Below are 21,541 nucleotides of genomic sequence, written 5' to 3'. Positions count from 1 at the left end.
TATGCTGACGTAAATCTGTCAGTTTTTGTAACCTATAATGAAACTACCTCCATTATCGTCATTGCGTTTTTTTGATGTCGCGGCACGCAGTGGCAGTTTTGTGAAAGCGGCTCAGGAATTACATGTCACTCACAGTGCTATCAGCCGACAAATACGTTTGCTAGAAGAGCATATTGGTGTAGAGCTGTTCGAACGGCGCAATCGTGCTGTATTTTTAACTTCTGCGGGTAAACGACTTTCTCAAACCACCAGCGAAATATTTTCACAGTTAGAAAAAACGCTTGTTGAATTACAGTGTTTTGATGATAGCAACGTCGTTAGCATTTCTTGCGAACCAACGATTGCGATGAAATGGCTAATTCCTCGATTAACTCAGTTTTATCAATTATTTCCAGATATTACGGTACATTTAATTGCTGCTGGTGGCGCTATTGACTTTGCTAAAGCGGGGGTTGATTTAGCACTACGGCGTAATGACTTTAAATGGAATAATGATATTTATGCGCAGAAGGTTTGCAGTGAAAAAGTGGGCGTTGTACTACAACCTAATTTAGATTGGCAAAATAAAACCAGTGATATTGCGTTATTGTATCCAGCCTCTCGCCCATCTGTTTGGCATCAGTGGCAACAACAAATGGGGAGCTTTCATCAAATAACTCGACAAGTTTCCTATGAGCACTTTTATTTATGTATTCAAGCGGCAATTTCAGGACAAGGTGTGGCAATAGCTTCATTTTTAATGGTTGAAGATGAGTTACAGTCAGGGCAATTGATTGCACCACAAGGATTCATTGAAGATGGTTCTGCTTACTATCTATTAGCACCAAAAACACCGATCAGCGGCAGTGCATTGGCAGTTTTTATCGATTGGTTAAAACAAAGCCTACAACAAAGTGCAATGTTAACTGAAAACGGTTACTGACATTTCACCTTTGTTATTAATTGTTTATTCTTTCAGCGAACCTATGTGAAAAATAAAGATTTTATCCCATAACTATTTCTTGACGTGTTATATTTTCTAGCTGGGTTTTGTTGGTTTCTTAAGGTGGAGTGAGTAATGAGTAAATTACGGGTTGGTGTGATTTTTGGCGGTAAGTCAACAGAGCATGAAGTTTCATTGCAATCAGCGAAAAATATTATAAATGGTCTTGATCGCGATAAGTTTGATGTATGTCTTATTGGTATTAATAAACAAGGGCATTGGCATGAGTATGATGAAACTAACTTTTTAGTTCATGCAAATGATCCTTCTAAAATTGCATTGAATACGCCAAAACGCAGTATTGCTATTATTCCAGGTAAAACAACGCAGCAGTTTATTTCACTTGAAGACGCTCAGCCACTCCCGCAAATTGACGTTATTTTTCCTATCGTCCATGGTAATTTAGGCGAAGATGGCTCATTGCAGGGGCTATTGCGTATGACGAATTTGCCTTTTGTCGGCCCTGGGGTTTTAGGCTCCTCAGCCTGTATGGATAAAGATATCACTAAACGCCTATTACGTGATGCAGGCTTGCAGATTGCGCCATTTATTACCTTGATGATAGCTGATCGCGCAACTGTTACCTACGATGCAACAGTAAAACAACTCGGATTACCTTTATTTATTAAACCCGCTAATCAAGGCTCTTCTGTTGGCATCAGTAAAGTGACTAACGAATCAGAGTTCAACGCAGCACTTGATTTTGCATTCTTATTTGATGTGAAAGTCTTGGTTGAAAGTGCAGTAAAAGGGCGCGAAATTGAATGCGCTGTATTGGGTAATGAACAACCGTTAGCAAGCCCATGTGGTGAAATTGTTTTGCATGATAGCTTCTATGCATATCATACAAAATACATCGATGAGAATGGTGCATCCGTTGTCGCTCCCGCTGATTTGTCGACAGAGGTAAGTGATAAAATAAGAGAGATTGCTTTACAGGCTTATCGAGCTTTAAATTGCAGTGGCATGTCACGGGTTGATGTATTTTTAACAGAAGATAATCAAGTTATCATTAATGAAATTAATACGTTACCTGGTTTTACAAATATTAGTATGTATCCAAAATTGTGGCAGCAAGGTGGTATGACTTATCAAGAGCTGATCAGCCGATTAATCGAACTTGGTATTGAAAAATATCAACAGAATGCGGCGTTAAAAACGGCTTGTGATGCCTAATTAAATTATGATTTGTCTGGCTGAACATGCTCAGCCAGACCCGCTATTGTTGGTTACTGGGAACACGTTGGTTGCCAATCTTTGGGAATAGCGATTGGCTGTTGTTTTAGCCAATCAATCACTAATGGCAGTGTATGTGGCGTATAACCTTCACGGCCTAGGTAAAGAAAATAGGCTTTTTTCCACCACGGCCATTGACTATCTAGCTGGTAGTTAAACAGTGATGCATTAAGTAGCCCATGAGTACTGTTTTTTACTACTACAACGGTGCTATTAGGATTATTTTCCAATAGTTTTTTATAACGACAAGCATCTGTTTGTGCATCAACATTCAGGTCATCTTCTCCCCATATTGCAAGCACTCGTCCGCGCATTGTAGGGATATCTTGCGATGCATCATTCAGAAAGTTGCGATCAACAAAGTTAAATCGGTCGAGGGACAGCTCAGGTGTCGAAGCTGGGTCGTGACTACCATTAGTACCAAAAATAGCATCGTAAGATTGTAGTTGTTCTGCGACTTGCTGATCAATTTGAGACTTTTCGATGTTTTCTTGAGTGAGACGAATACGATGATAAAAAGCACCTTGATCTCGCCAATTTATTGCCCCACCGACAATGACTGAAAAATCAGGTGAGCTTTGTGACGCAGCAAGAGGAATAACCCATCCAGCCTGAGAAAAGCCAAAATAACCAATAGAAACTGAAGGAGAAGGGTATTTTTCACGTAATAGCACTAAAGCGGTTTTTGCCTCATCTGCACGACCTGCCATAGTTTGATTCAGCCAGTTACCTTGGCTATTGCCAATACCTGCTTTATCCCAACTGAACACAGCGATACCGTTATCAACTAAGGTATTTATTAACGGTAAATAACCTGAATTTGAAAAACGATCTTGCGGGCCATCACCATGAATGAATATAGCAATTGCGCTAGGTTGCTCAGAACTAGGTAGGACAAGTGTGCCAGATAATTTATTACCATCGGCTGTAAAACTAATATCAGTTGTTTGTCTGTTGTCTAAATCAAAATCATCGAATTGCCCAGTTAAGATAACAGCTGTCATGATGATTAAGAGTGAAAATAGTACATATAGTAATTTGCGTTTATGTTTCATACAAAATTGCTCAAGTAACTAGGCTGATTGTCATTTATTCACTGATGTTTTTTCGCATCCATTGCAAGAAAGTGGCCGTTTCTTTGGGGGAGGTAAGACGTATAAAACGGATATGTTGGTATTGTTCATCAACCATACTGATGATCCGCCTTGCTTTCCCACTATGATAAGTCTTTAAAACCCATAAAATGATCGAGTCTCGGCTAAAGAACGCTGTTTTCCATGATTCAACATTTCCCGTATTAGGCCAAAGTTCTTTTTGGTTAATCAGCCGCGAAAAGGTTCTCGATATAGATTGATATAATGTGCGAGAAAAAGAGTAATCCAGCCAAACAACCATATCGATATCTTGCCATTTAATTGGTTGTGTGCGGGTATAATTACCATCAAGTACCCAACCATCAGCGGCACTATCTAAGGCATGGATTAATTTTTCAGTTAATTGCTCATCGGTAGAAGGTTGCCAATTTTTTTGCCAATAAAGGGCATCCATCTCGATGTATGGAACTGAGTAAAGTGACGCTAATGCACGGCCAAGTGTGCTCTTGCCGCTGCCACTACAACCAATAATATTAATTTTCATCGTATTAACTTATGATAAATGGATAATTCAACAGTATTTAGCGGTGGTATAGCTGCCACCTAAACGAATTAATCAATTATCCGCCACTGCTGTTGCGCAAAAAGTTGGGAAAAGTAATGCTATCAGTTAACTACCCAAATCTATCAAATAAAAAGTGCCCTATACCGTGGTGGCGATTATAGATAGGGCATAAGCAGCTATACCTCATGGGAAGGCGGAATGATTTGAAAAATTATCAATGCAATAAAACCACAGGGTATCTGATTGCGATAAGCAATCATATTTAACCCAACCCCCTGTTTGTTTCGATAAGATCCCGATGATGGGTTATGTTACTTGCGCCATTAGTATCATAAATGAACCATTGGTTAATCAATGGCTCAGTTTAGGGTTGTTGGTTAAAAATGGCTAATTTAATAGATTATTTGCACCAGACATAATTGATATAGCGGAACATTGGTTCGAAACCAAATTTTTTGTACAAATCAAAACCTGCTTCAGAAGCATCTAAGAAACAATGTTCTACGCCTTGTTGGCGGCAAAACGCTAATGCGTATGCGATGAGCTGCGACGCATAACCATTACCTTGGTGTGAGGGTTCTGTACCGATATCGTCGAAACGCGCTAATGCACCTTCAATGGTGACAGTCATGGAAGTCGCAGGGGATCCGTTAACCAGTAGTACTAGATGGAATTGTGGAGCACCTTGTAGCAAGGCATCCTCATGATAACGAACGTACTCGCTAACCACTTGGTCGTGTTCTTCAGAGAGATAAAAGGCAGAAACTAATGGCTTGGCCCATAGCGAAAGGTCATGATTAGCAAAGACAATATCAACCTGATTCTCTGGTAGTTTAACTGAGCGTTGTTTATCTAGGGACAACGCCATAGCAGTTGTTACGCTGTCACGTTTGTAGCCTAAAGAGAGTGCTTCAGAGACAACTTCGGGTAGCATTTCCTCAGGGATCACTAAGGTATGATTTTTCTTTTGTGAGACAAAAAGGCTATGTGCTTGTTTAAACGCTTGAATCGAAGATTCAGGCTGGAGATAGATAAAGTTAAATACAGGCGAATTTAACGGTGTAAGGTAGCAAATGGTATGCTGTTCGATTTGTATGCTATGTTCACAAATCGAAGTCCAAAATGTCTTTTCGATCGATTGATAATGCCTTAAATAGTAGAGCGGTATATTCATGTCTCAGTTACCTGATGTAAAGCGTGTTAATCGATATGGGCGAAGTGCCGCCTGTTCTGTGCCATGTATTATTTCCTCTTGCGCTAGATGACAGATTAATGGCGCAAGGGTGATAGCGGCGTGCATACTTATAATATATAAACCACTGAAATCAGCAACTTTACCGACGATTGGCATCTCATCTTGTGGCATAGGTCGCATTCCAATGAAAGCATTTTCTAGACTTAATGTACTCGTAGCTATAAATGAATTTTGGATCACAGATAAGGCATTTCGTGCGATATTCATTGCACTGTGCTCCGGCTGTTCATCAATATAGTCTTCCGCACAGAGCGTATTTCCATCCAATGTTGGTCGAACTTCTATTTCTGGTGTAGAAATAATATGTTTCATCGCTGGCGTCGCGGTACTGTCATGGAAATGAGCAATAATTGAAGGAGAAGGTGCGATAGGAAGGCGGATCTGCAATGATTTGAACAGCTCAATAGCCCCAAGGCCTGCCGTCACGATAATTTGATCTGCATATAGATCGCCTAACGATGTTGTAACACCGACAATTTTATTATTATCTTTCAGTAATTGTTGTACATGGGTATGCGGTAAATAATTAACACCTTGGCTTATTGCAAGCTCAAGTAATGTTTTTGTGGTGTAAACAGGGTCAACATAAGCTTCATCGGGTGCAAAGGCAGCAAGTTTAGGAAGAACACGTAAATTGGGTTCAAGAACCTGTAATTGTGCCTGAGTGAGGGCTTTAATATTGAATCCTGTTTTATGATGGGACTCGATAAATTGATGCGTTGCCTCAGTGTTAGCTTGCCAGCTAATGGCACCACACCAATTCACGTTGAGTTTGCCTTGAGTTAATTTATCAAGAGAACGCCATTCACTCAGAGCCTGCTTTCTGAATTGACTATAGCCACTAGGGCGACCATAGGAAACATTCAACCATGCAAAGGCGTGTTGAGTGACGCCATCCGCAGCGTCAGATTTATCGATGAGTGTAATTTTTCCTGCATAGCTACGAGATAAATACCAAGCAAGAGTGCATCCAACAATACCGGCACCTATAATGATGATATTATTCTTTGTTTGTGAAGTCATAATGTACCAAAAATCATTGAATTAAATATATTAGTTTATTGAGTGAGTATTTGAAATTTCAATAAATAGTAATGGCTATGATTCATTTTCTCTATACAGTTCTAATTCAAGGAGAAAAAAACCTCTGTTATAACGATGGTTTTCATAAATGAGCTCAAACTCTGACCAATTTAGTCACAAAAGCAATAATAACCAGTAACCCTGCTATCATCAGTAAAGCAGTGGCTAACGTGAACTGGAAAGCAACAAAGCCAATAGCGGCTGGACCTGCGAGGATCCCAAGGTAGCCCAAAGTCGAAACAGCAGGCACGGCCAATGCTTCTGGCATGGTGTTTTGTTTTCCTATTGCAGAAAACATCACAGGAACGATGTTTGAGCAACCAGCACCAACTAATGCATAGCCTAATATCGCTATGGTTAAATAGGGTGATAACACTGCAATAATAAAACCAATACAAGCTAATAAACCGCCCCAAAAGACGACTCGGGCAGAACCAACACGCATCACAATTTTATCACCCGTTAGGCGGCCAAGAGTCATTGTGGTTGCAAAAGCAGCAAAACCTAAACCACCTAGGGATTCCTTTAGGCCATGATGTTCAATTAAAAAGACTGCGCTCCAATCAAGAACAGTTCCTTCAGCAAGAAAAATCGCAAAGCAGACAATACCGATTACCAATACGATACCTTTAGGGAGGGCGAGTAAAGGACCGGTTGGAGCGTGGGCGTATTTTAAAAAGCCTTTAAAACTAATCAAGAGTAGTAATAGTGAGAATAATGAAATGATTGTTGCGGCAGCAATAGGAGATACCCCAAGGAGTAATATCGCGCTCATAGCACCTGCACCCGCAATCCCACCAACACTATAGAATCCATGAAAACCAGACATGATTGGTTTATCTGAGGCTTTATCAACAATGACGGCTTGTATATTCATGGCACAGTCAGTAAGACCAATGCCGATACCAAAAAGTAATAGGCCGGCAATCAGTATACTGACATGTGAAATAGCGGGTAAGAGTGGCAAAATGAGGCAAAAACCAATGGTTGAAGTGACCATCAACCGACGGCAACCAAACTTAGCGGCAAGTGCTCCAGTCAAAGGCATTGCGACTAAAGCACCAACCCCAAAGCATAACAGCAATAAGCCCAGCATGGCATCGTTGGCGCCGGTATTGGTTTTTACAAAAGGAACTAACGCAGCCCATGAAGCGGTTGCAAAACCAGCAATAAAGAAAATAATTCGTGTAGCCACTTGCTCTTTTTTAGCTGGTGGCATTGCTGGTGATGTTTCTAATAATTCAGAAGATAGAGTCATTTTATTAATATATTTTATTGCACTCATTATATTTCAAGTTGCAGCACCTTTCTTTAAGGCATAGTGGTTTATTTATTCGCATTTTCACATAATTTTCTATGTACTTAGCGACTTATTCACCGTTAGCTGCATCTCGAATTATTTAGAGTTAAGTGGTTAAATTATCCATGATTAAGAATATCTAAAACTTGCTCATGTAAAATAGGACAGCCAGTTGCTAATACAGCGCCCCCTTTCTCCGCCCGATTGCCATCAAGAGTTGTGACGCGCCCTCCTGCTTGTTCAATGATAGGGATCAAAGGGACGATATCATAAGGTTCTAGTGCGAAATCGAAACAAATATCAATTCGTCCTGCTGCTAGCATTGCCATGGCATAGCATTCACCGCCATAACGGGTCATTAACACTCTTTTTGTGAGCGCAGTAAAGTGAATATTTTTATGGCTATCGATAGGTTCTGGAGAGTTAGTGTGCAAAATGGCTTGGTCAAGAGGGATGTTTTTACGGGTTTGTAGCTGGAAATGTCCATGATGACTACTTGTCCAACTTCCTGAGTGATCAGCCCAAAAACGTTCACCAATATAAGGTTGGCTCATCATACCCATTGTAGCTTTGCCATCAATTGTTAGCCCAATTAAGTTTGCCCAAAGAGGTAAACCACATAAAAATGGGCGAGTGCCATCTATCGGATCTAACACCCATTGAATAGGGCTATCACCCGTTACTCCATACTCTTCACCCATAATAGAATGTTCTGGATAAGTTTTTGTAATGTGTTCACGCATTAATTTTTCAGCCAACCTGTCTGCTTGTGTGACGGGATCAAATTGGTAATCTGCTTTAGGCTTATTTTCTAAAACAGTTAATTCATGAGTTCGATAATTTTCAAGTGATGCTTTACCTGCAATATTAGCGAGTTCATGTAGGAAAAAGCTATCTATCAATGGATGTTGCGACATAAGAAGACCCTTATTGAACGGAAGGTATCAATTAATTTGACATCTTTTTGTGCTCGACTATGATGTTTTCAGTTTAACCACAGGATGATTTTATGCTCGATTATGCCGCTTTTCCAGATCAAAGACAAAAAAAAATACGTCAATTACTAAAAAATGAAGGGCGTGTGGTTTGCACTATTCTTGCCAGAGAGATGGGGGTTTCAGAACATACTATTCGCCGTGATCTAAATGAATTAGCGGAAGAAGGCGTTTGTAAACGAGTACATGGTGGTGCTGTCAGTGTACTGGAATCAACAGGAACGTTCGAACAAAGAATAGGATTGAATCAAGCGGAAAAGACCACAATCGCGCAGAAATGTGCAAGTTTAATTAAGAACAATACGTGTGTTTTTATTGATTCAGGATCTACTAATCTTGAAATTGCCCGAAGTATTCCAGAAACGTTAGCGAGTACGGTAGTCACAAATTCACCTTTGATTGCGATAGAGTTGATGAAAAAGCCGTTGTGTGAGGTGGTTATGATTGGTGGTAAGATGAATACACAAATCGGCGCGAGTGTTAGCAATAGTTCAATGCATCAAATAAGACAGATATATTTTGACCAGTGTTTTATTGGTGGTTGTGCTTTTGATCCTCAAATTGGTGTAACCATTTTTGATTATGAAGAGGCTGAATTCAAAAAAGCACTTATTGAGCAGAGTAATCAAGTTATTATGGGGATTACCGCAGATAAATTACCGGGGGCAGCAAGATATTTGGTCGCAAGCTGCCAACAAATATCGATATTAGTGGTGAATAAACACATACCAAATGATTTACACCAACTGTTAGTGAAAACAGATATGCAAATTTTATTTGCATGATAGGGCAAGAAATAGGGTGCGGTGATAAGTTTACCGCACCGAAAATGTTGTTTTTTGTAATAGGACATTGGTTTATGATACTTAAAATTGTCGAATATTGGCTTAGCGACATTTTGAGTACTTAAGATATATTTTTAAAAGTCCCAAGTGCTGACAACAGAAATTAAATAACAAAATAATCATATGTGACTATGAGTATACTAAATTGACACACATATTTAGGGTAACTGATTTTAAAACGAGTAAAATCTTAAATTTACTCACAACACTGTTTTATTTTAACGTAATATCAATTATATGGAACAAAGCATTTTTGGCTTATATTTAAATAATATATTTTTTATATAATATATAGGTAAAAAATAACAATAATTAATGGTTAAAAATATGAAAAAATGCGCTATTTTTTTAATGTTGACAACATTTTCTTTGACTACATTTGCTAATAATACATTTGATTTACAAAAAATTAACAATAAGTCAGGGAAAGAAATTCATTATTACATTATCAAGCGTGATGTACAGCCTTCAGATGATTTATTAGTATTAATTCAAGGTTCTGATTGCCGAAGCGTTGTTAACAACGACAGTATGATAAAAAACTTTGGAGGCGCATTTCCTAAAAATGACATTCTATTAGTGGAAAAAACGGGCTTGAATAGTCAAGTTGGTAAAGATGGAAAAGAAGTTTCGGCTAAGGATTGTCCTATTGATTATATGAAAAATGACTCCCCACTGGAACGAGCTGAAAATTATTTAGCCTTGATCGAATACCTTAAAAATAACTACCACAATATTGTGATTATTGGCGGTAGTGAAGGTGCAGTGGTGACAAATTTAATCATATCAAAAACCGATAAAGTACAAGCATCGGTATCATTGAATATGGGAGGGCAGTTTTTCATTAATGATGTTATCTATAGTATTGAAAAAACAACACCTACAGCAGAAATTCCTCAATATATTGATGGTTTTAAACAATTTGCGAAAGAAGTTGTGCAAAATAAACTCGATGAAGACCAGTTTCCAAGTGAACATGGTGGAAAATGGTGGCGTGAGATGTTAACTATTAATAATCAAAAATTAATACGATCGGTGAAAACACCGCATTTAGTGATCCAAACCATGGATGATATTAATGTTGACCCTTACAGTGTGGTGAGAATGATGGAAAAAAGTAACAATCAACACGTTTATTTTAAAACCTATCAAGGCCTCGACCATTTTTTCGTTGATAATAAAGGCCAAGGGCAAACAGAGTTAATTGTTAAAGATATCCAATTATGGTATCAAACCGTAGATAAAAAATAAGTTGCTTAAGCCCCCATTAAAGGGATGATTGCTGGTGGTAAAAATTAATGATGAGCGAGTTTTAGTCAGTTAGCGGGTCAAAGTTAATAATCGACAAAGGCTGATTAGCGCACACATGGATAACTAAAAACCAATCATATCTTTATTATAATTTTTGTTTATTATTGTCACTTGTAGGGAAATAAAAATGAAGTTTATCGCTTATATTGCAACCAGTCTTGATGGTTATATTGCGGATAAAAATGGTGATATTGATTGGTTGACCAATATTGATAACCCTGATGGTTCTGATTTTGGCTATGCTGAATTTATGGCTAGTATTGATGCTGTTATTATGGGGCGAAATACCTTTGAAACCGTCTTGGGGTTTGGTGGTGATTGGCCGTTTGATAAGCCTGTATTTGTATTAAGTCAATCATTATCAACATTACCTGAATCACTCCCTGATTCAGTTAAGTTATTACAAGGTACACTTCAGCAAATTGAACTAACACTTAAACCTTATAATTTTAAAAGGGTGTATATTGATGGGGGAAAGGTAATACAGACGTTTTTAGCAGAAAACAAAATTGATGAGTTGATTTTGACTAGAGCTCCAATCTTATTAGGTCATGGTGTACCTTTATTTACCCAAAGTGATATTCAATCTCACTATCGCCACGTTAAAACAACAGTTTACCTCGATACCCTAGTGAAATCTCATTATATAAAGCTTGCTGAATAGCAAACTTTTATCTGCTTGTTAACTAGGAAATAAAAAAGGGGGAGGCCATGGATATTTGGGGATTCATATTAACATTATTACCTATCGTTATCTCTCCAGGGGCAAGTTTTGCGATTGCTCTTAATAGTTCGTTGAATAGCGGATTTCGTGGCCTTGTTGTTCCCATTGTAGGAACTGGATTAGGGATTTTAACTCATGGATTGTTAGTTGGTTTAGGCGTAACAAAAATCATCGTTTCTTCGCCTTGGTTATTTAAATTGATCGGTATCCTAGGCTCGATTTATTTAATTTACCTGTCTGTGATGTTAATTTATTCAGGAATCAAAGCATCGAAACAATCTATTGGTAAAAAGCTTAAAACTGTTACCTTAAAAGATGCCTATTTAGCGAATTTGCTTAACCCAAAGGCGATCATTCTTTATTTAGTGGTTGTTACCAGTTTCGCTGGTATAGATCCAACTCTATTTAGTTTTCTTTTATTATCAACTATTCACATTATTATGATGGCACTTTGGTTAGTACTGTCATGTGGTCTATTAATAGTGACATCAACAAAAATTGATATCGTGAAACTAAAAAAAGTGATTAATATTGGTGGTGGGATATTACTATTAATTATGACGATAGTACCTTATTTAACTACAGGTACTTTTTAATCAGTACCTGTAGATGGTTTATTCGACAATAAAGCAATGATACTGAAACAACGAAGTAAAGCCTAATTTTTTATAAATCGATAAGCCATCGCTTGATGCTTCCAAAAAGCACGACTCAATTCCTTTATTCTTACACTCGTTTAACGCATATTTAATCAAGTGCGTTGCTAGTCCTTTCCGCTGGTATTGGGTTTCTGTGCCTATATCATCTAAACGTGCCATTTTGCCATTTACAGTGAGTGTAAGTGAGCATACTGGTTGAGCATCTTTTAATAATACATAATGTTCTAATTGTGTATTCCTATCCAACGCTCTTTGGTGATAGCGAATGTATTCATTAATTACAGTTAAATCTTCTTCTTCATCATTATCTTGTGAACCGAAAGCACTGATCAATGGTTGTGCCCAATCAGTTAAATTCTGATTACATTGCATGATGGTATATCCTTCGGGAATTGTACTATCTGCATTTTTTATGATGTCTGCTTTGGCTAATATCATAGCCGTCGTTTCACCGTCACTTTGATAACGATGCTCAGTAATTAATGGCATGACTTGTTGTAATGTGTTCTCATGAACCACCAATAAATAAGGTTTGTTTTTTATCGTAAATTGATGATTAGCAGCAACAAAATCAGATAATTCAGCGTTTGCATGTAAGTAAATAAAACTAAACGCGGGGATAGGCAACTCTGAGAAATAAGCAGTTGTCGCCTGGCCAAATTGCATGGTTTCTTGGCAGATAGCCGACCAAAAATGTTGCTCTTGTTGATAGAATTTTATTTCATCGTTATTCATTGGGTTCACTCAAAAAATTAATTTTTTTCAGTGTATAAAAAGCGTATTGCTATTAATAGTATTACGCTAATAGAAAGCACTTTCTAACCCATATAGCATCAATTCTGTACAGATTATCTTAATAATACTATACTCCCCCTATGTATATTATAGGTACTCATTATCATGCCTCATTCACCGAAAGAAAAAAAAGCTGTGTTGACTCGAGTTAGAAAATTAAAAGGTCAGTTACAAGCTCTGGAAACCGCCTTGGAAGATGAGGTGGAGTGCGGTTTAGTATTGCAACAAATTGCCGCTATCCGAGGAGCCGTGAATGGCTTAATGGCTGGGGTGTTAGAAAGTCATTTACGAGAAGGGCTACAAGAGTCCGCAACAACACAAATCCAGAAAGAATCAGTCGATGATGCTATTTCACTCATTCGTACATACCTGCGTTAATAACAAAAAGGATTAATTATGAAATCACGTGCAGCGGTGGCCTTTGGCCCCGGAGAACCACTGAAAATTGTTGAAATTGATGTAATGCCACCTCAAGCGGGTGAGGTACTGGTCAAAATCAGCCATACTGGTGTCTGCCATACGGATGCTTTTACGCTATCAGGGGAAGATCCTGAAGGGCTTTTTCCTGTTGTTCTAGGCCACGAAGGGGCTGGTGTAGTAGTTGAAGTCGGTGAAGGGGTCACCAGTGTGAAACCGGGAGATCATGTTATTCCTCTATACACAGCGGAATGTGGTGAGTGCCTATTCTGTAAGTCAGGAAAAACCAATTTATGTGTCTCGGTACGTGCAACACAAGGAAAAGGTGTTATGCCTGATGGTACGACACGTTTTTCTTATAATGGTCAACCGCTATATCACTACATGGGATGTTCTACATTTAGCGAATATACGGTGGTTGCAGAAGTTTCATTAGCAAAAATTAATCCCGAAGCCAATCACCAAGAGGTTTGCCTATTAGGTTGTGGTGTGACAACGGGTATTGGTGCTGTTCATAATACCGCCAAGGTACAAGAAGGTGACTCTGTAGCCGTTTTTGGTCTCGGGGGAATTGGTTTAGCCGTAATTCAAGGTGCGAGACAGGCTAAAGCGGGGCGTATTTTTGCTATCGATACGAATCCAGCAAAATTTGAATTGGCACGTCAATTTGGGGCAACAGATTGTTTGAACCCTAACGATTTTGATAAACCTATTCAGCAAGTGATCATTGAAATGACCGAATGGGGTGTCGATCACACATTTGAGTGTATTGGTAACGTGAATGTGATGAGAGCTGCATTAGAAAGTGCACATCGTGGTTGGGGACAATCCGTAATCATCGGTGTCGCAGGTGCAGGGCAAGAAATATCGACCCGCCCATTTCAATTAGTTACAGGACGTTCATGGAGAGGTACGGCCTTTGGCGGTGTGAAAGGGCGAAGTCAACTTCCGGGCATGGTTGAAGATGCCATGAAAGGTGATATCGAACTGAAACCATTTGTTACTCATACATTACCTTTAGAGAGTATTAATGAAGCTTTTGATTTAATGCATGAGGGCAAGTCCATCCGTACGGTGATCCATTACGATTGATTATCAAAGCCCGAATTATCGGGCTTATATTATTTACATACATATTTGGAGTCTGCATACATGGAAAGAATTGAACGCCATGCTTGCTTTGGTGGCTGGCAAGATGTTTATCAACACCATTCAGTAGCTTTAAACTGTACGATGAAGTTTGCCGCTTATTTGCCTTCTGATGTGATAGATAAACAATATCCTGTGATTTATTGGCTTTCAGGGTTAACTTGTAACGAGCAAAATTTTATTACTAAAGCGGGAGCTCAGCAATTTGCCGCTGAACATGGAGTGATCATTATTGCGCCGGATACTAGTCCTCGAGGGGAGCAAGTTGCTGATGACGATGCCTATGATCTCGGCCAAGGTGCCGGTTTTTATCTCAATGCGTTAATGGCGCCTTGGCGTGATCATTACAATATGTATGACTATATTGTTGATGAGTTACCTACATTAGTTGAAGCGCATTTACCTGCAAATGGGAAAAGAGCCATTTTGGGGCATTCAATGGGTGGCTATGGTGCATTGATGATCGGGTTACGTAATTCTGAACGTTATTGCAGTATTTCTGCATTTGCACCTATTGTTGCGCCAACTCAGGTTCCGTGGGGGCAAAAAGCATTTTCTGCCTATTTAGGAGAAGATAAGTCTCTCTGGGCTCGTTACGATACCATTAGCTTATTGAATGAAATACAAGTGACTCCCCCTATGTTGGTTGATGTAGGGACTCATGACCCATTTTATCACGATCAGCTAAAGCCCGAATTATTCGCTGAAGTGTGCCAAAGAAAATGTCATGATTTCACCTTAAATTTACGTGAAGGCTATGACCATAGCTATTATTTTATTGCGAGTTTTATAGGTGAACATATTGCATTTCATGCCCGCTATCTAAAAAATTGAGTTACCTATTTTAGGTACCGCTGTAGCTACCATGCCTCAATGTACAGTACTTGGGAGCATGGTTAATAGAGATTAATTGAAAGGATTTTTGATGAAGAAGAACGTACCTGATACGATCACTTTTTTTGAGCGTTTGCTGCCGTTGGTCACTTCTGGCGAAAAAGTGATTACCATTCGTGATAAAAGTGAAAGCCATTATGTTCCGGGTACGGTTGTAAAGGTCTTTGCCCTAGAAACAGGCAAGTATTACACCAACATTGAAATCCTTTCTGTTGAAGCAATTCGTTACGATGATATCTCGGATTATCATGCTACCCAAGAAGCGATGACACTTGATACGTTAAAAGCCCTGATCCGTGAAATTTATCCAACAGAACAATCATTGTTTGTCATTCGTTATCGTCTAGTTAACGGATCTCAAGCGATTTAGCGATTTTTATAAAAGCTCTTGTTGCTGGCGATATTTCACTTTCATTAGTAATAGCAAAGGCAACAGTACGTTCAACTTTTGGATTAAGTGGTTTAATCACAATATTGTTTAAGTCAGAGGGGATCGCCAGTTGTGCAACAATAGATACTGCTTCTCCTCGGCCGACTAAAGCAAAAGTACTGAGTAATTGACGAGTGCGAAATTGAATTTTGGGCATCAGTTTTTGTGCATGAAAAAGTGCCATTACCATTTTACCTGAGCCTGCTTCAGTAAGATTAAAGGGATATTGGCATAGTTCTTTTAAACTCACTGCGTCTTTCGCTGCTAAAGGATGCTCTAGTGGAAGAATCGCAACCATTTGGTCTTCAATAACTTTAAAAGTCTCAAATCGCTCATCAGGTAAGATCACGAAACCAATATCAACCCGTTTCTCTAATAACCACCTCGCCACACTTTCGTCATCACCTTCATCTACGATCACACTTATCAAAGGGTATTGTTCTCGATATTTTTTTAGTAATGGTGGCAAAATACCTGAAGATGAGCCAGGTCCAAATGATCCTATTCGCAAAACACCTTGTTTTAGCCCATTTGCGGCTTGAGCTTCCTGTTTCATAGCTTCATGAATATTCAACATATGTTGAGCTTTAACCAATAAAACACCGCCAATTTCAGTCACTGTAATTTGGTTTTGTTCACGGGTAAATAAAGACACGTTGAGATCTTGTTCCAGTGCTTTTATTGCATGAGAAACTGCGGATTGAGAGATATTTAATTGCATTGCCGCAAGGGTAAAGCTTTTTAGCTCGGCGACTAATGTGAAGATTTCAAGTTGGGTCAATGTCATGAGTAATTACTCATTTGTTTATGAGAATAAAGAAGTAATAACTTATTCTTCTAGCGCTGTCTAGTGTCAGTGAACTTTTAATTTAAATCGATAATAAGGGATCCTATGTCCAATGGTCGTGTTATCAATTTATCGCAGTCAGTGAATTACACATTCATTCAGTTGACATTGGTATCAATTCTATGGGGGGGGACGTTTATTGCGGGGCGATACATTCAACCTGAAATTTCACCATTACTTTCAGCAACTATTCGTTTTATTTTAGCATCCGCCGCTTTAATTTTAGTATTAAGCTGCAAAAACATAGGTTGGAAGAAAGTGTCTTTAAAGCAATTTATGCAAGTTGCTATTTTAGGTTTGTCTGGTGTTTTTGTTTATCAAGTTTTGTTTTTTTATGGATTGCAAATTATTCCTGCTTCTCGGGCAGCACTGCTGGTGGCTATTAACCCTGCAATGATAGCATTAATATCGTTTTTAATTTGGCGTGAGAAAATATCTATTAGTAAAAGTATTGGTATTATTTTATGTGTATTCGGTGCTTTTATTCTTTTGTCGGACAAAACATCTGGTATAGAAGGTTTTATGACAAATACAGGTGATTTGGCTATTTTAGGCTGCGTGGTTAGTTGGGGGATCTATACAGTTGCAGGTAAACATGTGATTAGGCAAATTGGCGCATTACATACTGTCGCTTATGCTGTTTTATTTGGAACATTATTACTGATTATTTGCACTGTATTTTCAGGGGAAGCTGTGTTAAATGATCTTTCAAAGTTAAATATGACGGATCTCTTGAGTTTAAGTTATTTAGGTATTTTAGGCTCCGCAGTAGCTTATGTTTGGTATTACCAAGGCGTTAATAAAATTGGTGCTGCTAATGCAGGGGCATTTATTGCACTCAATCCATTAACTGCGGTGATCGCAGGAGGGATATTATTGGATGAAAAGGTTAGCGCAATGGTGCTGTTTGGTGGTGGTTTGATTATTATGGGGATCTTGATTGCGAATAAACGCACTAAGACACAAAGTGAGTTGTAGAGAATAAACCTACCGTATAAGGTAGGGTTTATTCGCTTAGTGACTTACCGTAATTTATTGGAAAAATAGAGTGATTACAGATTTTTGCTCATAATAAATTCAAGATTTTGCTGAGTTTTACTCGTAAATATAACTTCTTTTAGTTTTTGCATACCATTCGCTTGATAGAACCGAAGGGCGTGGGCATTTTGTGCTAAGACATCTAACCATAAAAGAGAGTCATTTTGCTGTTTTGCCAATGTTTCTATTTGAGTAAATACGGTTTTACCAGTTCCTTTACCTGTTGCATCAGGTAAAAAATAGATTTTATTTAACTGCGTACCACAGAGAGATTCATCGGGGATCATCTCATGATAGGTTAGTTTTACTAAACCTATAGGCTGTTGTAGCTCCTTAATCAAAAACCATTCTGTATTGGTAGTTTGTATATCCTTAATAATTTGTTGAGGGGAATACTCTTGATAAAGATAATCCGCTAATTCATCTACATTCAGCCACAACTTAGCGAAATGATGGCGATAGCTTTTTACTCCGATCTCGTGGAGCAGCTGGGCATCCTGTTCTGTGGCTTTTATAAGGGATACAGTCATAAAAATCATCTCAGGGTGCTGTTATAAATTAATAATAGCGAGCATTTCTTCACCATCTTCATCCAAACCTATTTCTATAAAACCAAGTGATGAATAGAACGATTTAGCAATACGGTTTTTGGGATCGTAGCAAATCTCAATTTGTTTTAATTGCTGATCTTGTTTAATTTCCGCTAAAGCAAGGTGCATTGCTTGGCGGCCAATACCTTTGTGCTGATGCTTTTTATCAACCATAAAACGCCAGATAGCAATTTTTTGACTTAATGTAGGTACCCACATCAAGAAACCTACAGGAGTATCCTTTAAATAAATAGCTCTAATTATATATTCAGGATTATAGGCAGCTTCAAGCATAGACCAAGTATTCGATGCAATGAAATCTTCCTGCTCCTCATAAACATCCAATAAAGAAACTGCTTCAAAATTATCTTTTGTAATTTCACGTAGATAAATGTTCATAGAATTCCCCTGAATGAGATAGTTAGTCTATACAACTCAAAGTTATTTGCCTATGACAGGTTATAGATAAAGCACTTTTGACGCGAAAAAGTAGGTCTGATGGGGAGCTAGGTTTGATGCCAATATCAGCATCATATTTAGTAATCAAAAAGACACGATTAATACAACGATGAATATCAAAATCTATTTTTAATGTGGTATTGGTTTTGCATAACTCGGAGAGTATTGTCGCTGGGGCGCGAGAGGGATGGTAATACTAGTAACGAAGATGTTTTAAAGCGTATTTTTAGATTAAAAACGGCTCACTTAAAGTACATGAGCCATTTTTTATATTAATCAAATAATCGATTTACTGACCTCAGGATAGGCAAATAACGCAGGAGAACCACCTGTGTGCACAAAAAGTACAGGTGTTTTTTCATTAGAGTTTTCTAAGTAATCAATTAAGCCAGCCATGGCTTTTCCTGTGTACACAGGATCTAATAAAATACCTTCACTACGAGCAAGCAGGGTGATTGCATTTAACCCCGCACGATTTGGCATACCATATTCAGGTTCAAAAAAATTATCCCACAGATGGACTTCTGGCGTTTTTACTATCGCCAGTAATTCCGCCAATTCCCTCTGAATTTTCTCAACTTTTGGCGCTTGGTCTTGTTTAAAACGTGACACGGTAACGCCGATAACTTGTGCATGAGGGAGTAGTTCTTGTAAACCAATAGCAAGTCCTGCATGAGTTCCCGCACTACCAGAAGCGACGACGACTTTGTCGAACTCTACCTGTAATGGTTTTTGCTGAGCGATTTCGATGGCACATTGAACATAGCCTAATGCACCAAGAGCATTAGAACCACCAACAGGTACAATATAAGCATCGTCTAAATCCAAATCTTCAATCAATTGTTCCATCTGTGATTGTGGATCGGTTAATGCTTCGCACATCACTGACTCCGTACCAAATAAATCAGTGAGTAATTTATTGCCATTATGAAGGAAGTTAGTGTCTTCACTCTGTATGGGATTTTCAAGTAAGGCAATGCACCTTAAACCGTACATTGCTGCAATCGCGGCAGTTTGGCGAACATGATTAGATTGGATAGCACCGGCAGTGATAATGACTTTGGCTTTCTTTTCTAATGCATCAGCAATTAGGAATTCTAGTTTGCGTAACTTATTTCCTCCCATGGCGAGGGATGAAATATCATCTCGCTTGATATATATCTCACGTCCATAAACACGTGATAAATTTTCAAGTCGTTCAAGTGGAGTCGAGACTTTGTTCAAACTCACTTTGGCGAAATGTGCTAATTTTTGTTGCAGTGACATTGTGACTCCCTCGAAAATTAATGTGAAAAACCTAAATATAAATAAATCGCAAGAACCATACTGGCAGTAACCAATGCATAAGGCATTTGCGTGCGAATATGTTCAATATGGTCACAGTCTGTCGCCATTGACGCAACAATTGCATCGGCTGAAATCGGCGATGTCATATCACCAAATATTGAACCTGAAATAGCGGCACCAATCATATATTCAACAGGCATATCAACTGAAATACCGAGTTGAACACCGATTGGGATCATAATGGCAAAAGTTCCCCATGAGGTACCTGTTGCCAATGACATAATGGCGCTAATAATGAAAATAAAGCCGATTGAGAAGCCTGGAGCCATTACACCTTGTGTAACTTCGGCAATATAGGCACCTGTATTGAGCTCAGCAGAAACATTACCCATTAAAAATGCAAGGATCATGATTGAGCTAATTTTCAGCATATTAGCATAACCAATAAAGAGTTCTTTAAAGAAGCCATCAATATTGAGTAAACGACGGCCAATAAACCAACAGAAAGAAACGACAGTACCAAACATGACTCCCCAATAAACAGAGGTAGAGCCACTGCCTTTACTGAAATCTCCATCTCCCGTAATGTACAGTGCGATAGGGACCATCAGTACGGTAGATAGGATTGGGATAAAAAAGTTTAAAACAGAATGGGCATTAGGATGCTCAATGATCTCAGCTTCATCGTCGGTAAGGTTGTGTTGGGATAGAATACCTGCACTGTGGTCAGCCTGATATTGCATTTCTGCTTTTTTCATCGGCCCCCAAGAGATATTGCTGAACACATAAAATAGGATTGAGGCTAAAGAGAGCCAAGCCATTAGGTTATAGCCGAGAGATTTAATTAAAATATCAAAAGGTTCACCACTAATTAGTCCTTGTGAGATTTGCACGCCAATCAATCCCATAATCACGGCTCCCCAACCATTGATCACTGCGGAGGAACATACAGATACACAGGCCGTTTGGATGATGTACGACATTTTTTCGGGGGCGACAGCATATTTACGTGCTAGGTTCTTGGTTGAAGCACCGGCAACTAACTGATTGATAGAACTTTCAATAAAAATCAGCGATGTGATCACAATAGCTAATAATTGCGTTGCCACACGATTTTTCACTAGTTTAGTACGATTTGTTAGTAACTGAACTAGCGCTCGTACGCCGCCTGTTACGACAACTAAGCGCATAATACCGCCAATCATCACGATAAAGATAATAGTACGCGTATTTCCGGGAGAGGCGAAAGTATCGATAATGCCGTTAACTGTGCCTTTAACACCGAGTAAAATATTGTGGTCATGAATAACAGTAAAACCGACCAAAATCCCTAACATAAGTGAAAGCATCACTTGCCGAGTAAAAATTGCCAAAAGGATTGTGACAATGGGTGTGATGATTGTCCAAATGCCATAGTCATGCATGTGTTTACCTATTAATTTTATTTTAAAATTATAATTGTCGAAAAATCATAGCACTGATAGATAGGATGAATGAATAGTTATATGCAAATTTGCAGCGTTTTGTAACAAAAAACACGCATATACTTGTCATACTTCAAGTTGTAGGGCTTTTTGTTGAGATAT

Annotated in this window: 23 protein-coding genes; 11 read left to right on the top strand and 12 right to left on the bottom strand. The window is 38.6% G+C overall.

Features of this window, described 5'->3' with window-relative positions; translation table 11 throughout:
- Positions 1-37 precede the first annotated feature (37 nt).
- Together SC428_RS01945 and ddlA are read left to right on the top strand one after the other, a co-directional pair.
- Positions 38-922, top strand: coding sequence for a LysR substrate-binding domain-containing protein (locus tag SC428_RS01945; RefSeq protein ID WP_175442536.1), 885 nt, complete (start codon positions 38-40; stop codon positions 920-922).
- 135 nt (positions 923-1,057) lie between these two features.
- Entirely contained in the window at positions 1,058-2,158 is a 1,101-nt protein-coding gene (gene ddlA / locus SC428_RS01940; RefSeq protein ID WP_070928692.1) for a D-alanine--D-alanine ligase, read from the top strand.
- A gap of 53 nt (positions 2,159-2,211) precedes the next feature.
- Here ddlA and SC428_RS01935 read toward each other — a convergent pair whose 3' ends face one another.
- From SC428_RS01935 to SC428_RS01910, 6 genes are all read right to left on the bottom strand, one after another.
- Positions 2,212-3,273 (bottom strand): alpha/beta hydrolase family protein, encoded by a 1,062-nt coding sequence (locus tag SC428_RS01935; RefSeq protein WP_283125751.1) that lies wholly within the window; start codon positions 3,271-3,273, stop codon positions 2,212-2,214.
- Between the two features lie 34 nt (positions 3,274-3,307).
- Positions 3,308-3,856, bottom strand: coding sequence for a shikimate kinase (locus SC428_RS01930; protein ID WP_070927933.1), 549 nt, complete (start codon positions 3,854-3,856; stop codon positions 3,308-3,310).
- Between the two features lie 421 nt (positions 3,857-4,277).
- Positions 4,278-5,051 carry a GNAT family N-acetyltransferase gene (locus SC428_RS01925; protein WP_140186474.1) on the bottom strand — a complete coding sequence of 258 codons (774 nt, stop codon included), beginning with the start codon at positions 5,049-5,051 and terminating at the stop codon, positions 4,278-4,280.
- 3 nt (positions 5,052-5,054) lie between these two features.
- Entirely contained in the window at positions 5,055-6,155 is a 1,101-nt protein-coding gene (locus SC428_RS01920; protein WP_140186476.1) for an NAD(P)/FAD-dependent oxidoreductase, read from the bottom strand.
- Positions 6,156-6,309: 154 nt separating this feature from the next.
- Positions 6,310-7,473 (bottom strand): MFS transporter, encoded by a 1,164-nt coding sequence (locus tag SC428_RS01915; protein WP_318705791.1) that lies wholly within the window; start codon positions 7,471-7,473, stop codon positions 6,310-6,312.
- Positions 7,474-7,634: 161 nt separating this feature from the next.
- Positions 7,635-8,432, bottom strand: a complete 798-nt coding sequence (locus tag SC428_RS01910) for an inositol monophosphatase family protein (protein ID WP_318705725.1) — start codon at positions 8,430-8,432, stop codon at positions 7,635-7,637.
- Between the two features lie 92 nt (positions 8,433-8,524).
- Here SC428_RS01910 and SC428_RS01905 point away from each other — a divergent pair, with 92 nt between their 5' ends.
- From SC428_RS01905 to SC428_RS01890, 4 genes are all read left to right on the top strand, one after another.
- Positions 8,525-9,295, top strand: a complete 771-nt coding sequence (locus tag SC428_RS01905; RefSeq protein WP_140186478.1) for a DeoR/GlpR family DNA-binding transcription regulator — start codon at positions 8,525-8,527, stop codon at positions 9,293-9,295.
- A gap of 387 nt (positions 9,296-9,682) precedes the next feature.
- Positions 9,683-10,606, top strand: a complete 924-nt coding sequence (locus tag SC428_RS01900; protein WP_318705724.1) for an alpha/beta hydrolase family protein — start codon at positions 9,683-9,685, stop codon at positions 10,604-10,606.
- 187 nt (positions 10,607-10,793) lie between these two features.
- Entirely contained in the window at positions 10,794-11,330 is a 537-nt protein-coding gene (locus SC428_RS01895; protein ID WP_070927941.1) for a dihydrofolate reductase family protein, read from the top strand.
- Between the two features lie 47 nt (positions 11,331-11,377).
- Complete coding sequence (locus SC428_RS01890) at positions 11,378-11,986, top strand: LysE family translocator (RefSeq protein ID WP_070927943.1); 609 nt, start codon at positions 11,378-11,380, stop codon at positions 11,984-11,986.
- Positions 11,987-12,004: 18 nt separating this feature from the next.
- On the opposite strand, the gene SC428_RS01885 is transcribed toward SC428_RS01890, so the two are convergent.
- Positions 12,005-12,784: a GNAT family N-acetyltransferase gene (locus tag SC428_RS01885; RefSeq protein WP_318705723.1), complete on the bottom strand. Its 780-nt coding sequence runs from the start codon at positions 12,782-12,784 to the stop codon at positions 12,005-12,007.
- Between the two features lie 165 nt (positions 12,785-12,949).
- Between SC428_RS01885 and frmR the strand changes: the two genes are divergently transcribed.
- The 4 genes from frmR (at position 12,950) to yqfB (ending at position 15,674) form a co-directional block, all read left to right on the top strand.
- Positions 12,950-13,222 carry a formaldehyde-responsive transcriptional repressor FrmR gene (gene frmR / locus SC428_RS01880; protein ID WP_070927947.1) on the top strand — a complete coding sequence of 91 codons (273 nt, stop codon included), beginning with the start codon at positions 12,950-12,952 and terminating at the stop codon, positions 13,220-13,222.
- 18 nt (positions 13,223-13,240) lie between these two features.
- The gene (locus SC428_RS01875; RefSeq protein WP_140180082.1) at positions 13,241-14,353 is read left to right on the top strand and encodes an S-(hydroxymethyl)glutathione dehydrogenase/class III alcohol dehydrogenase; all 1,113 of its coding nucleotides are present in this window, start codon (positions 13,241-13,243) and stop codon (positions 14,351-14,353) included.
- Positions 14,354-14,413: 60 nt separating this feature from the next.
- The gene (fghA, locus tag SC428_RS01870; RefSeq protein ID WP_272579829.1) at positions 14,414-15,244 is read left to right on the top strand and encodes an S-formylglutathione hydrolase; all 831 of its coding nucleotides are present in this window, start codon (positions 14,414-14,416) and stop codon (positions 15,242-15,244) included.
- 91 nt (positions 15,245-15,335) lie between these two features.
- Positions 15,336-15,674: a N(4)-acetylcytidine aminohydrolase gene (yqfB, locus tag SC428_RS01865; RefSeq protein WP_070927951.1), complete on the top strand. Its 339-nt coding sequence runs from the start codon at positions 15,336-15,338 to the stop codon at positions 15,672-15,674.
- On the opposite strand, the gene SC428_RS01860 is transcribed toward yqfB, so the two are convergent.
- Entirely contained in the window at positions 15,652-16,521 is an 870-nt protein-coding gene (locus SC428_RS01860) for a LysR family transcriptional regulator (protein WP_070927953.1), read from the bottom strand. The two genes, yqfB and SC428_RS01860, sit on opposite strands and share 23 nt — an antisense overlap.
- A gap of 105 nt (positions 16,522-16,626) precedes the next feature.
- Here SC428_RS01860 and SC428_RS01855 point away from each other — a divergent pair, with 105 nt between their 5' ends.
- A complete protein-coding gene (locus SC428_RS01855; protein WP_140186482.1) occupies positions 16,627-17,559 on the top strand; it encodes a DMT family transporter in 933 nt (310 codons plus the stop codon).
- A 74-nt stretch (positions 17,560-17,633) separates the two neighbouring features.
- Here SC428_RS01855 and SC428_RS01850 read toward each other — a convergent pair whose 3' ends face one another.
- The 4 genes from SC428_RS01850 to SC428_RS01835 form a co-directional block, all read right to left on the bottom strand.
- Entirely contained in the window at positions 17,634-18,149 is a 516-nt protein-coding gene (locus SC428_RS01850) for a GNAT family N-acetyltransferase (RefSeq protein WP_070928451.1), read from the bottom strand.
- Positions 18,150-18,170: 21 nt separating this feature from the next.
- On the bottom strand, positions 18,171-18,608 hold the full coding sequence (locus SC428_RS01845) for a GNAT family N-acetyltransferase (protein WP_318705722.1): 438 nt from the start codon (positions 18,606-18,608) through the stop codon (positions 18,171-18,173).
- Between the two features lie 336 nt (positions 18,609-18,944).
- A complete protein-coding gene (locus SC428_RS01840) occupies positions 18,945-19,934 on the bottom strand; it encodes a D-cysteine desulfhydrase (RefSeq protein WP_318705721.1) in 990 nt (329 codons plus the stop codon).
- Between the two features lie 17 nt (positions 19,935-19,951).
- A complete protein-coding gene (locus tag SC428_RS01835; RefSeq protein WP_272579833.1) occupies positions 19,952-21,379 on the bottom strand; it encodes a Na+/H+ antiporter NhaC family protein in 1,428 nt (475 codons plus the stop codon).
- Positions 21,380-21,541 lie beyond the last annotated feature (162 nt).

Source organism: Providencia sp. 2023EL-00965, from assembly GCF_033550225.1.
Classification (GTDB): domain Bacteria; phylum Pseudomonadota; class Gammaproteobacteria; order Enterobacterales; family Enterobacteriaceae; genus Providencia; species Providencia manganoxydans.
Note: the sequence above shows the minus strand (reverse complement) of the source record. Positions and strands in the feature narration are given on the sequence as shown.